General features: G+C 49.9%; 13 protein-coding genes. 8 read left to right on the forward strand and 5 right to left on the reverse strand.

All coding sequences use genetic code 11. The annotated features are described in order from the left end of the window. Nucleotides 1-492: 492 nt before the first annotated feature. Both SD10_RS29055 and SD10_RS07925 read right to left on the reverse strand, forming a co-directional pair. Nucleotides 493-711: a LytTR family transcriptional regulator DNA-binding domain-containing protein gene (locus tag SD10_RS29055; protein ID WP_262507403.1), complete on the reverse strand. Its 219-nt coding sequence runs from the start codon at nt 709-711 to the stop codon at nt 493-495. A 1,156-nt stretch (nt 712-1,867) separates the two neighbouring features. Continuing rightward, the gene (locus tag SD10_RS07925) at nt 1,868-2,242 is read right to left on the reverse strand and encodes a winged helix-turn-helix transcriptional regulator (RefSeq protein WP_046376446.1); all 375 of its coding nucleotides are present in this window, start codon (nt 2,240-2,242) and stop codon (nt 1,868-1,870) included. Nucleotides 2,243-2,354: 112 nt separating this feature from the next. Between SD10_RS07925 and SD10_RS07930 the strand changes: the two genes are divergently transcribed. Next, nucleotides 2,355-3,239 (forward strand): SDR family oxidoreductase, encoded by an 885-nt coding sequence (locus SD10_RS07930; protein ID WP_046376447.1) that lies wholly within the window; start codon nt 2,355-2,357, stop codon nt 3,237-3,239. A 708-nt stretch (nt 3,240-3,947) separates the two neighbouring features. Here SD10_RS07930 and SD10_RS07935 read toward each other — a convergent pair. The 3 genes from SD10_RS07935 to SD10_RS07945 are packed head-to-tail and all read right to left on the reverse strand — an operon-like array spanning nt 3,948 to nt 5,976. Next, nucleotides 3,948-4,706, reverse strand: coding sequence for a LytR/AlgR family response regulator transcription factor (locus SD10_RS07935; protein ID WP_046376448.1), 759 nt, complete (start codon nt 4,704-4,706; stop codon nt 3,948-3,950). Next, on the reverse strand, nt 4,703-5,365 hold the full coding sequence (locus SD10_RS07940; protein ID WP_052731116.1) for a sensor histidine kinase: 663 nt from the start codon (nt 5,363-5,365) through the stop codon (nt 4,703-4,705). Before SD10_RS07940 ends, SD10_RS07935 begins: the two co-directional genes overlap by 4 nt. Continuing rightward, nucleotides 5,341-5,976, reverse strand: coding sequence for a hypothetical protein (locus tag SD10_RS07945; RefSeq protein ID WP_046376449.1), 636 nt, complete (start codon nt 5,974-5,976; stop codon nt 5,341-5,343). Before SD10_RS07945 ends, SD10_RS07940 begins: the two co-directional genes overlap by 25 nt. Between SD10_RS07945 and SD10_RS07950 the strand changes: the two genes are divergently transcribed. The 7 genes from SD10_RS07950 to SD10_RS07980 all read left to right on the forward strand — a co-directional run bounded on the left by SD10_RS07950 (nt 5,975) and on the right by SD10_RS07980 (nt 12,912). Next, complete coding sequence (locus SD10_RS07950) at nt 5,975-7,042, forward strand: alpha/beta hydrolase (RefSeq protein ID WP_046376450.1); 1,068 nt, start codon at nt 5,975-5,977, stop codon at nt 7,040-7,042. The two genes, SD10_RS07945 and SD10_RS07950, sit on opposite strands and share 2 nt — an antisense overlap. A 226-nt stretch (nt 7,043-7,268) precedes the next feature. Continuing rightward, nucleotides 7,269-7,634, forward strand: a complete 366-nt coding sequence (locus SD10_RS28640) for a DUF2147 domain-containing protein (protein WP_158500549.1) — start codon at nt 7,269-7,271, stop codon at nt 7,632-7,634. A gap of 3 nt (nt 7,635-7,637) precedes the next feature. Then, a complete protein-coding gene (locus SD10_RS07960; protein WP_046376451.1) occupies nt 7,638-8,981 on the forward strand; it encodes a TolC family protein in 1,344 nt (447 codons plus the stop codon). Then, the gene (locus SD10_RS07965; protein WP_046376452.1) at nt 8,971-10,071 is read left to right on the forward strand and encodes an efflux RND transporter periplasmic adaptor subunit; all 1,101 of its coding nucleotides are present in this window, start codon (nt 8,971-8,973) and stop codon (nt 10,069-10,071) included. The genes SD10_RS07960 and SD10_RS07965 overlap by 11 nt, the downstream gene beginning before the upstream one ends. After that, complete coding sequence (locus tag SD10_RS07970) at nt 10,064-11,314, forward strand: ABC transporter permease (RefSeq protein ID WP_227699170.1); 1,251 nt, start codon at nt 10,064-10,066, stop codon at nt 11,312-11,314. The genes SD10_RS07965 and SD10_RS07970 overlap by 8 nt, the downstream gene beginning before the upstream one ends. A gap of 2 nt (nt 11,315-11,316) precedes the next feature. Further along, nucleotides 11,317-11,994 (forward strand): ABC transporter ATP-binding protein, encoded by a 678-nt coding sequence (locus SD10_RS07975; RefSeq protein ID WP_046376453.1) that lies wholly within the window; start codon nt 11,317-11,319, stop codon nt 11,992-11,994. Nucleotides 11,995-11,997: 3 nt separating this feature from the next. Continuing rightward, nucleotides 11,998-12,912, forward strand: a complete 915-nt coding sequence (locus SD10_RS07980; RefSeq protein ID WP_046376454.1) for a DUF6268 family outer membrane beta-barrel protein — start codon at nt 11,998-12,000, stop codon at nt 12,910-12,912. The last annotated feature ends 3 nt before the right edge of the window (nt 12,913-12,915 follow it).

Here is a 12,915-nt window from a genome sequence, read left to right on the forward strand (position 1 = left end):
TGCTGAAAAGAGTTTAGGTTGAGCTAGCCCTAAAGTGAAATTATTTAAATAGTAACATCACCATTAGATTAATTGGTTAAACGCACTGATAGCGTCAACATCAAGTTCTAATCAAACTACCCAGATTACGTGATATTGAAGACTGACGGATCACCAATAGAAAGATTTGAAAACGGTTTTGCAACTATTGAGATAATCTTTTGTAAGCTCGGGACTTTTTTAAACTACTGTAAAACGAATATCGATCAGTCTTGTGAAACGCCCTAATTATAGATATACTCTCGTCTCAGTTAGGAACGTTTTTTTGAGAAGGTATATTACGGCTAGCATCAGGTGGAAAAAGACTCTTCTTGAGCAGGTTAATGAAGTCATTCTCTATCGCAGTGGCGACTCAGTTGTTGATAGGTAGGGGCCAGATCACTGTAGTTTCCTGTCGTATTCACCCTAAAGTAGCTCGATTTCGCTTTGCTTCGCTAGTGACCCCGCCTACTCTTAATGGCCAGCTGAACCATTCAGGATTCGGGTAATATTCTCTTTGTAGAAGTTGCCCACAGGGATTTCTTTGTCCCCAATACAGACCAAATCCCGTTTGATGGCCGTAATTTTTCGTACAGCGACCGGAAAGGATTTATGGGTTCGCATAAAAGCCGACGCAGGCAACTTTTCTCCCATCGCTGTGGTGGACAGACGAGTCAGCACGGGTTTACTCACCGAGGAACGATAAATTTTAATATAGTCCCCTAAGCCCTCAATATAGCTCGACTTGATTATAAACGGATTTATTGGATGGACAGTGGCCTACTCATCCACCCACGTCGCATGAACAGACCAAGTCTGTAGTCTAAGCCCTTGTTGAACTAGTTATTTGTGAAATAGCCGTTTCGCCAAACGCCCGGTTTGAGATATACAAACATGAATGTCTTTTGTCTCATTAATGAGTGAATTGTGAGCCATTAATTTTAACATGTATCTATCTCAATCTAATACATACGCTACTGTTATTCTTTAATAAGCAATAAGAGTAACAATTATTTTATTTAAATAGGTAAATATGTTAAGTAATTTTACCATATTTGGATTAAGTAAATATTCACTAACTTGTTCACCAACCTTCAATGATCACATCCCCTACAGCTATCAGCCCTGGCTTCTATCAGTACACTTATCCAACCTTTGTTGACGAGCCTCAATACATCTGCGTGCATTTTTTGACCCCCGATGGCCAACAGGCGTTTGTTAGCTATCCCCATAACCAAGCTCGTAAAGCAGCGTCATTAATTTCCATTGACTGGTTTCAATCTGTGATGTTATGCCAACTGGAAGGTCAGCCCCAGTTGATGACCTTCTTAACCAAGTTTTTTACCCAGGATTCGGATAAACGTTGCATTAAATTGGGGTCAGGCCAATGGTTACCAACGGATTTGACTAGGTATGAGTTAAGCCAACAACTTATGGCTTAATAGCTCGTTGGCCACGTCAACGAATGAAGGTATTAGCTAGTTAAAAGAAGGGTGGTAACACACATGTTACCACCCTTCTTTGCTCGTCCTTAATTTGTACTTTAGGGATCATTACATGTATGATTGTAAGTTAAGGGAGGTATTCCTGGATTATTCACTCTATACGTGCCGTAAAATTAGATGGCATCCACTTGTGGCGTTTGGATTCGCCATAGTTTTGCTGATTACGACGTACTGTCTAGTCTTGGGCAAGGTTCAGGTAGTGCTGACAAGCAGCTTGTTACTAACCCTCATACCTTACCAGAATGGACAGGTAAATCAGCATTATTTGAGATAAAAAACTCCAGTGAGTCATTTGGTAACTTTATTGTTGGTTGCTGTTTCGACGAACAAGCTTGTTTTTCTTATTACGAATTTATAGGGATAACCTGTGATCGGTGAAGCAGTCCCCAGTCTATCATTGAATCGATCACCGTGGCAATGTCTCGGCCCGATTCGGTTAACCGGTACTCAATCAAAACAGGCGTCTGATTATACACGATCCGATCTACAATCCCGTTAACTTCTAACTCTTTCAGCTCCTTTGATAACATTCGGGGGGTTATTTTTTCGGTACTCGCCAGCAAATCGGTAAACCGATTCACTCCCCGCAGCAACGAAGCAATGATGGGTAGCTTCCACTTCCCATGAATAACGTTTATCGTGTCGGTCAAAGCCAGGATGTAGCTTTTAGGGCACTTCTGACCATTCTCCACTCCTATATACTCCTTAAACTTGCTCATAATTAATGACTTAACTACCTCGATATACAAAAGTATACTGCTAATTTATACGTATAAACTATATTTAGTATAGTGCCCCCTCTACTTTTGCACGGCAATAAATAAATGAAACATGATTTTAGTTACAGGCGCAACCGGTCAATTTGGGGCTAAGGCCATTGACCATTTACTACAAAAAGGAGTCAATCCTTCAGATATTGCCGCACTAGTTCGAGACGCAGCCAAAGCCAAAGGGCTTCAAGAGAAAGGCATTGGTATTCGACTGGGCGATTACGCCGATCACCACTCACTCGTGCAAGCCTTTAAGCACGTAGACAAGTTATTACTGGTGTCGAGTAATGACCGTCAGGCTGTCGAAAACAGAACCGCTCATCACATCAATGTGATCAAAGCGGCAAAAGAGGCTAAAGTTAAGCATCTTATTTATACCTCGTTCGTCAGAAAACCGGGCTTTAAGCAGTCCGCTATCGCTACCTTTCAACAATCACATGTTGATTCGGAGACCTTTCTTAAGAACAGCGGGATGGCTTATACCATTCTTCAAAACGGGATGTATCTGGAAATGATACCTGTTTTTTCTGGCACACAGGTTGCTGAGAAAGGTATCATTTTCTTTCCAGCCGGTGATGGCAAAACCAGCTATGTCCTGCGTGAAGAACTGGCCGAAGCGGCCGCTCACGTGTTAACGACAGCTGGTCATCTCAACCAGGTATACCCACTAACCAATACAACCTCGGCTTCCTTTTATGACATCGCTGGTGAATTAGCTAATGTTTTGGGAAAAGACGTCTCCTACCAATCGCCCTCGGTTAGTGAATTTGAATCGACGTTGAAAAGCATGGATATACCTGATTCATACATCGGTATGTTTACGATGTGGGCTTTGGCCTTATCACAAAGCACACTGGATGTAGTCGACCCTACTTTGGCGAATTTTTTGGGCCGAAAGCCCACTACAGTCGGGCAGTTTCTTAATCAAGTTTACACCAAAAGCTAATGGGTGGCCTTATGAGCGATGCTGCCATCAGCTTTCATGATGGAGACTAAACAAGCTTGTCCCCAATTAACCGCTCTAAGACAAGTGCGATTCGATAATGCCGAATCGCACTGATGATCCGTGTATCAATTTAGATTATAGTGGCAGAGCTGTTCTCACGATATGCCCGTTTACCTTGCAGAAAGACCTTATTAAATTAGCGCTAGATCCTTGAGTAAAGTCACCGAAAAAAGAGAAGTCAAGCTACATTGTGTAGCTTGACTTCTCTTTTTTCGGTGACTTTACTCAAGGCTGCGTTCTAAGTGCGCCTATACAGAAGGCGAGGTCAAGCAATTGACGTTTTTCTAAGCAATCCACCAGGTAAGCGGTGTCTCAGAAAATGCCCCATTTTTGAGATGGAAACCGTGATTGTTTTATTCAATTAATATAAAGTAGGCATCGGCCTTTAGGTATGTTCCTACCGGTGAGGGCTGGCTGTACTTAACGACAGTTCTGAATTTAGCGGACCGGAAAGTAGTCGGCTGGGATTCGGGTGTATGGTTTGGAGCCCTCTACGGCCAACGCCCGACTGGCGGCTCAGGAGCCGGGTACGGAGCTAAATGTACGGCTATCATTCTAACCGATACCCGTGGCAAATCGTAGGTATTTGTGTCGTCGGAATCAGATGCCTAACACCAGATAATGCTTAGGTTGACGTAACTGGTTTTTTCAAAACAGTTGCCGTCGGTTGATCAACTCCATCAACGGCTCCCGGTAGCTTTTGCTAAGGGGGATCTGCTGATGACCAATATAGAGAGTGTTGCCTTGCAGGCTGTCGAGATGAGTCAGGTTGATGAGGTAAGACCGATGGACGCGCACAAACGTATCCGGGGGTAACGACTCGGTCAGACGGCTTAGCGAAAGCAAGGTCAACAGGGTTTCGGTTTCGGTATGAATCCGAACGTATTCGCCGTACGCTTCGACAAACAGGATGTCGACATAGCGGACTTTCTGGATGCGGTAATCCACTTTCACAAACAAATAATCCGCACCCGTTTTCGGTGGTACTTCGTCGGCAACGGCCTGGGTATTCAGTGGTGGGTTTCCCATTTTTCGGTAGGCCAGAAAGTCCAGTGCTTTGGTAATCGCCTGAAAAAACCGCTCGAACGAAATGGGTTTCAGCAGATAATCCGTGACCGACAGTTCATAGCCCTGTAAGGCGTAGTCGGCGTAAGCCGTCGTCAGAATCGTCACCGGACCAGGCTGGCGGGTCTGACTGAGCGACTGAAGCAGGCCAATGCCGGTCAGGTCGGGCATCTGAATATCGAGCAGGAGTATATCGACGGGCTTCTGCTGCATGAACGCCTGGGCTTCCAGCGCACTCGCGCAGATACCGGCCAGTTCCAGGGCGGGGATTTTTCGTACGTAGTCCGTGAGCAGACGTCGGGCCAGGGATTCGTCATCCACAATCAGGCAAGTGGCAGTCATGTTAGAGGTAGCATTAAGTGTACCGCAAATCGATCTGGTTGGTCATCAAGCAGCAGCGTGTGTCGGTCGGGATAAATCAGGGCCAGCCGTTTCCTGACGTTGACCAGACCAATGCCGCCTGGTTCTGTGGATTGGCCAGTCAGGCTTCGTTTCGTATTGACGCAATGGAATTGCAACTGGTCATCGGCCCCGGCCTGAACCGCGATGTGGATGTACCCCGATGGGTTCTGGTTGAGGTCGCTGTGTTTAAAACTATTTTCCAGAAAAACCAGCAGCAACAGGGGAGCAATGCGGTGGTGGGGTGCCACGCCTTCGACGGTCAGTCGAAGATTCTGCGCAAACGTATCGGATTTAAGCTGTTGCATTGCCACCAGGTTGTTGAGGAAACGGACTTCGTTTTCCAGCGGGGTTTTATCGTCGCGGCATTCGTAGAGCATGTACCGCATCAGCTCCGAAAGCTTCAGAATCATCGGCGCCGTGCTGGGTTCGTTGAGGTAAGCCAGGGTGTACAGGTTGTTCAGCGTATTGAACAGAAAATGGGGATTGACCTGACTTTTCAGTCCGGCCAGTTCGCTGCTCAACTGCTCTTTCTCCCGCTCCGTCTGTCGCTGTCGCTGTCGCAGGTGATGGATGGTCAGCGCATAGGTTGTACTGAACAAAATGACCAGCAGAAACAGGAAGGCCAGCGGGCAAACTGGTAAAGCCGGGGTGAATTACCGGCGAGGAGGTTGGGCGTCGCGATGGCGTAACGGTTGACCGAGATCGCCAGCAGCGGAACAACGATCAGGATGACCAGCACCAGCAGGCCGTAGCGTCCATAGTGGCCTTTTTCCAGATAGGTCGGGATCAGATAGCGTACGTTCAGGAAGGCCACCCCAGCCTGAGCGGCCACCGTTACCGCAGCAATGGCCACCGCAGCCTGATAAGGCATAAAATTCGACAGGAGCCAGGCAAAAAGTAGCCAGTAAGCCATCCAGAAAAGGCTGGAAATCACCGTTGGGAGTAGCAAGGGAGAACGGTCTGTCACAAGGCAGATGGTACATTGATTGGGGAGCGAGAGTACGCAAAAGAGAGCTATCTGCCAAATATATCCCACCGATGCCTGGCTGGCTCCGCTCAGTGGCAGGTTTTGTCGGCTGAACGGCCTTCGTGGGTCAGGATGACGACTTGGGCGGCTAATTGCCCCATCTGGTTGAGTTTTTTTCGGGATCGGGCTAACCTCCCCGACCTTCGAGCCATCGATGATAACCCAAACCGGATAAAATTCCATGAAACCATTCGCTAACTACCTGTTGCCGATTAGTTTGCTCGCCATGACGTTGGCGGGAATCGCCTGTCGGCAGGACACCACTGCCACACCCCAAACAGAGCCTCAGCCTGTGGAACCACTCGCGGGCCCTATTCAACGCCCGACGAGTGGCTACGGTAAAGATGGCTCCTTTACAGTGGCTCAGTATTCGTTTGTCAGTCCGACCTACGCTGGGAAAAGCGTAACCGTCTTTTATCCGAAGGAGGTTTCGGGGCCTCGGCCTACGCTTTTTTATTCCCATCCCTACGGGGGCGAATCGGTGGATTACAACCTGGGCCTGTATCGGTTCATCGCCAGTAAAGGCTATGTCGTTGTATTTGCACCCTATCCGACCCTGGGCGTTACCATCGATGAACGGTATAGCACACTGTGGCAGAGTTTTACCAAAGCGGTGAGTAACTATCCCCAGCTCATCGACACCACGAAGGTGGGTTTTGTGGGGCATTCGTTTGGTGGGGCCGCAAGTTTTGCGCTGGCTCATCGGGCTTTTTTGGAGAAAGGATGGGGCGAAAAAGGCCGGTTGATTTTTGCCATGGCGCAATGGTACGCGTATCAGCTCAGTCCGGCCGATTTGCAGTCGTTTCCGGCAAACACGAAGCTGATCACGCAGGTTTATGACGACGACGACACCAACGATCATCGAATGGCCATCGACGTCTTCAAAACGATCAACATTCCCAATGCCGAGAAGGATTTTGTGCTGATCCGAACGAGCGAGCTGCCGACATACACCTACGTTGCCAACCACGTTTTGCCCAATACGCGGTCGGCCTACGATGCATATGACTACTATGGTGTGTATCGGTTGCTGGATGCCCTGATGGATTACAGCTTCAACGGCAACGCAGCCGCGAAAAATACCGCCCTGGGGAACGGTTCGGCCGAGCAGGTGACCATGCCCAGTTACAACGGTCAGGTGCTAAAGCCGCTGGAAGTTACGGATAATCCAGTTTCACAATATTCACAGAGTCGTTATGAGTTCCCCTGCACGGCGTCGGCGAATCCGCGCAGCGCGTTCTGTCCGTAATAAGAGTCAGCACGCTGGAATCTTGATGTAGATAAATTTTCTTTCGACAGGATTGACAGGGTTTGTTGTATGTAGTTGAAAATCCTGTAAATCCTGTCAAGAAAACCAAATCAACTGGCATTCCCCTCTGTTCAGTTCGCCCGCCAATCTGTTCAATTCACTCCAAAATCTCCCATTCGCCGGGCCGGCATGGGTCATGTTTGCATCCATCGAAACCAATCGTATCATGCAAACAATCAGTTCCCTTCTGGCAGGATTTCTCCTGAGCCTGCACCTGCTGACCCAATCGGGCAGCGATCCACTTACGGGTAAATGGACTAGCGACGACAAAAGCCGGGTGATCGAATTTGTCAAAAATGGCAACGCCTACGACGCCCTGATTCGGGAAGCCGATGATAAAACGCTGGTCGGACAGAAACAAATCGCCGGGCTGATCACCAAGGATGGCAAGTCGTTTAAAAATGGCACGTTGTTCCTGATCAAGAAAGGCAAATCGGCCAAATGCTCGGCCCGGCTCCTGGATGGGCATACGCTTGAAATTACCGGCTCGGTGGGCCTCCTCTCGAAGTCACAAACCTGGACCAAGTTGTAAGCCATGCGTTCAGATCACTCATTCACCGGCAATCTCCTACTGGCTTTGCTCTGGCTACTGGTCCCGTCGATGGCGGTGGCCCAGAAGCAGTTCGGTTCTTTGCAGGAGGTGTTCCGATATGCCGATCAGCACGCCCTGCCCCTGCAAACGTCGCGGCTTCAGGAGCAGATCAGCCGTTCAGCAGAAAAGCAGGCGAAAGCGTATCGCCTGCCGACCATCAGCGGCAGCGGTGCGTTTACCGACAACCTCACGCTTCAACCCACGCTGGTTCCCGAGAAACTGACGAATCCTTCCGCTCCTGATAACCGCTATCGTGAACTGACGTTTGGCAAGCCGTTTATCTATACGACGGGCATTCAGGCCCAATGGGACATGCTGAATTTTCAGAAATGGTTTGCCTATAAAACGGCCAGCGTACAGACCCACGTAGCCGCCGTACAGACGGCCCAAACCCGCTACGCGATGTACAATCAGCTGGCCAGTACGTACTACGCCCTGTTGCTGAGTCAGGAAATCGACACCATTTATGCCCGAAATCTGGCAACCACATCGGCCATTGCCCAGCACGTAGCCGACAAATATGCCCAGGGATTGGTAAGCGAAGAACAGCGGAACCGCGCTATGATCCAGCAGCTACAGGCTGAACGTACCCTCGCCGACATCCGAACCCAGTATCGACAGTTGGCCTACGATCTTCAGAATCAACTGAATACTACAGATAGCCTTACCCTGACCGAGACCTGGCAGCAACCTGCCGAATCGGCGTCGCCCGTGTCGTTTGCCCCTACGCATCCGGCCATTCTGCTTCAGCAATCGATGCTTCAACTGGCAACAGCTCAGTTATCTCAAAGTAAATCGCTGCTGTATCCGTCCCTGTCGGTGGGGTATCAGTACAATTATTCTTGGGCCACCGGCGGGTTTATGGATTTCGCCAACGCCAACCAGCTACCCCAGCAATTCCTGAGTGTGCGGCTGAACGTACCGATCTTCACGGGTTTTGCCACGCGAGAGAAAATCAGCCAGTCGGAACTGAGTATCAAAGCCCAGCAACTGCAACTGACCCAGGCCCGGAATCAGGTTCTTCAGGAAGACCAAACACTACTGCTCCAGTACGGCCAGAACAGGGGGCAACTACAAAAAGCCCGGCAGATTCTGACCTTGCAGGAACAGAACGACCGCCACGTACAGAACCGCTACGACGGAGGCATTATCAGTCTGGACGAGCGGCTCGATAAGCTCAATGACCTCTTCAAAGCCCAGAACGATTACGTCCAGAGTCTGAGCAATTACAGTGTATCTCAATACAAAATCTTCATCCGTCAACTCGACTTTCAGCATGGTCAGTAATCATTCATTCCGCCAATATGCCAGCCTGGCTATGTGCCTTTGGGTGCTGGCTTCCTGCCATACCCCGGAGAAAACATCACCCCAGCGAAAAACAATCGAAGAAGCGGTCTTTGCCAGTGGACATATGGAACAGGAAAACGAATACGTCGTGGCGGCCAACGTGGATGGTACGCTCCAGCAGCTTTCGATTAGCGAAGGCGATCCGGTTCTGGCGGAAGCGGTGCTGGCCCACCTCAAAAGCGACGTTCCGACCAACCAGCTCACCGAAGCCAAACTCATTTATACGGATGCTGCTCGCAATGCCTCGACCCAATCCCCACAACTTAGCCAGCTCCGTGTGCAGATCGATCAGGCCAACGCCCAGCTTGAGCAGGATCGGACGAACTGGCAGCGATATAAGACCCTGCGCGCCAGCAATTCGGTGTCGCAACTGGATATGGAAAAGGCCGAGTTGCAGTATAAAGCGTCGGCCAGTGCGTTGGACGTACTGAAAAAAAACTATCAGGAACTGGAACGTTCGCTCAAACTCCAGGCCGCCACCAGCCGCACGCAGGTCAACTCGCAACAGTCGCTACTGGCTGATTATCAACTAAAAGCCACCCGGCCCGGACAGGTGCTGACCGTTTACAAGAAAGAAGGCGAGCTGGTTCGTAAGGGGGAAGTCATTGCCCGGATTGGTAGCGGAACCCGCGTACTGAAACTGTTTGTGGCGGAAGAAGACATCGCGAAAATCAAACTCGGCCAGTCGGCCAGCGTGCAGCTGAACACATACCCCGATACGGTTTTCAAGGCTCGTCTGTCGAAAATATACCCGGCTTTTGATGAAAGTCAGCAATCCTACGTCGTCGAAGCCCAGTTACTTCAGCCGCCTGCGGTGCTGTTTTCGGGCACTCAGTTACAGGCCAATGTCGTCACCGGCACCCGCAACAACGTACTGGTTATTCCGGCCCCTTACCTGAGCAAAGGCAAATACGTCACCCTTGAATCGGGCGATGAGAAAGCCATCGTTACAGGCTACAAAAGCAAAGACTGGGTGGAAGTTCGCTCGGGCATTTCGGACAAAGACGTCATTCTTCGCACCAATGAGTAAGGCCATGAGTGTCAACAACAAAATTGCCTGGGTCCATCTGACGTCCAAAATACGCCAGTTGATCGTGGCCGTACTGAGCGTTACGTTCGGGATCTCGATGTACATTTTCATGAACAGCTTCACCAGCGGGGTCAATGACGCCCAAGCGGAACTAGTTTTCAATACGATGGCCCACATCCGGGTATACAACGATCTGCCCAAAGAAGCTCGTCAGCTCCTGCCCGTTCCGAATGGGTCGGATACGGTTCAGTTCATCAGCAACCCCAAACGAATTCAGTATACGGAAGGCATCAAAAACGCCGAACCAATTCGGGACCTGCTGGAATCGATTCCCGACGTAGTGGCGGTTACAGAGCAGCTCAACGAAAACGTGTTTTTTCACAACGGCGTCAGCAAGGTAAGCGGCAACCTGTCGGGGGTCGATATTGAAAACGAAAATCAGTTGTTCCATACTGCTCAATACATGACGGAGGGCGATTTGTATGAACTGGAACGACGGAGCGACGGCGTGATTCTGGGAACGGGTCTGGCCTACAAAATCAGTGCTCAGATGGGCGACATCATCTCGCTCAGTACGTCCGACGGTATTCTGAAAACATACAAGGTGGTTGGTCTGATCGAAACCGGGTCTGCCAGCGTCGATAAATCCAGAGCCATTATTTCGATTCAGGCGGCCCGTCAGTTGTTGTCGAAAAACCAGAGTTATGCCACGGACGTACTGGCGAATGTGCGGCATTACAACGATGCCCGCACCACCGCCAAACGCGTTGGTGCCTCGGTTTCGTACAAAACCGAAGCCTGGCAGGAAGGCAACTCGCAACTGGAATCGGCCAACGTCCTCCGCGACATTCTGGCCATAACCGTCTCCCTGACAATCCTGATTGTGGCCGGATTCGGCATTTACAACATCATGAACATGACGGTGAATGAAAAAATGCGGGAAATCGCGATCCTCAAGGCGATGGGTTTCGACGGAAAAGATATTGTTCAAATCTTTCTGGTTGAGTCTATTGCCATCGGGTTTATGGGTGGATTGGTGGGGCTATTGCTGGGCTTTCTCATCTCGGCGGGCGTTGACCGGATTCCCTTCAAAATCGCGTCGCTCACGACGTTGCCCATTGCCTACATCCCCACCGACTACGTTATGGCGCTGGTGTTTGGGCTCCTGACGACGTTCGTCGCGGGTTATCTGCCCGCCCGTAAAGCATCTAAAATCGATCCCGTAGAAATCTTAAGAGGCTAATCATGCAACCTGCTCTTTCGGTCAACAACATCATCAAATATTTTCATGACCCCGAAACCATTCAGGTGCTGAAAGGAATTTCGTTCGACGTGCAGCCGGGCGAATTTCTGGCCCTGATCGGGAAATCGGGCTCCGGGAAATCGACGCTTCTGTATTTGCTATCCACGATGGATACGGATTATGAAGGTACGATTCAAATCAACGGCACCCGGCTCACGGGGCGTAAACAGAACGAACTGGCCCGGTTTCGGAACGAACACATCGGCTTTGTGTTCCAGTTTCATTATTTGTTGCCGGAGTTTTCGGTGCTGGATAACGTCATGTTGCCCGCCCTGAAACTAGGTAAACAGCCCCCGGAACAGATTCGGAAAAAAGCCCTGGAACTCCTGTACATGCTGGACATCAAAGGGCACGAAGACAAAAAAGCATCCCGTATTTCGGGTGGGCAGCAGCAACGAGTTGCCATTGCCCGGGCCCTAATCAACGATCCGGCGATTATCATGGGCGACGAACCAACGGGCAATCTAGACTCCAAAAATACCAAAGTGGTGTTCGATATTTTCCGGGAATTAGCCAGAGAACGCGGCCAAACCATCATTGCCGTCACGCACGACGATGAGTTTGCGGCCAATTGCAACCGGGTGATCGAAATGGTGGATGGTAAAATTGTTGGGGAGTAAACCATGCGACTCGCCCTACTTCCCTCAGCCGTCCGACTACTCTGGTTCTTGGTGGCTTTTCTGAGTGCGTTCATAGCACAGGCCCAGCGGCCCAATCTGGAGGTTGCAGGTCTGGAATACCGGCATAGCCGCCTAAGCAACGATTCGCTGAAAGGCCACGTAAACAGCGTGGCCGCCTTTCTGAATTTTCCGATTCTGAAAACCGAAAAACGGATGATTGGGGGGCGTTTTCAAGCCAATAATAGCCAGCTCGACCTGCCCGACAAAGGCGCGTTTTCGGTCACCCGACTCGATCTCAATCTGTTCTGGCAACGGAATTACAGCGAAACCACCAAACTTCAGTTTTTTGTACAGGGCGGGTTATACTCTGATTTTGTCGACATCAGCGGAGAAGATATGCGGTATGCCATCGGTGGTAGTTACACGATTCGGCACGGCCCCAGGCTGACGAGTGGTTCGGGGGTTCAGTATGCCCGGCAATTTTTCGGTTATCAGATAAACCCGTTTATTGCCATCCATTACGACATCAGCGACCGCCTGCATCTGTCGGGTCTGCTACCGATACGGCCTCGTCTGGACTATCAGTTGAGCGAGTCGATAAGCTGGGTAAACGAAATCTCCGGTAACTTAACCAGCTACCGACTGTCGCACCAGAGCCGCCACAGCCAGTACGTTAAGGTGACGCAATGGTATGGACTAAGTTCGCTGGCCGTGATGGTAAAAAAGCGGCATAAGTTTTCGGCCGGGTTGGGCTACGATTTTCGGAATCAGGTTCAGTTATACGACAATGACAGTCAGCCTTACTGGTCGATCATTACGTTTCCCATCGGAAAACCTACCCAACCGATAGCCGATTTCAATGCCCGTGGCCTACGGATGCAAGTCAGTTATCACCTGGTGTTAAACCGAAATGAATGAGCC

The organism is Spirosoma radiotolerans (assembly GCF_000974425.1).
GTDB lineage: Bacteria > Bacteroidota > Bacteroidia > Cytophagales > Spirosomataceae > Spirosoma > Spirosoma radiotolerans.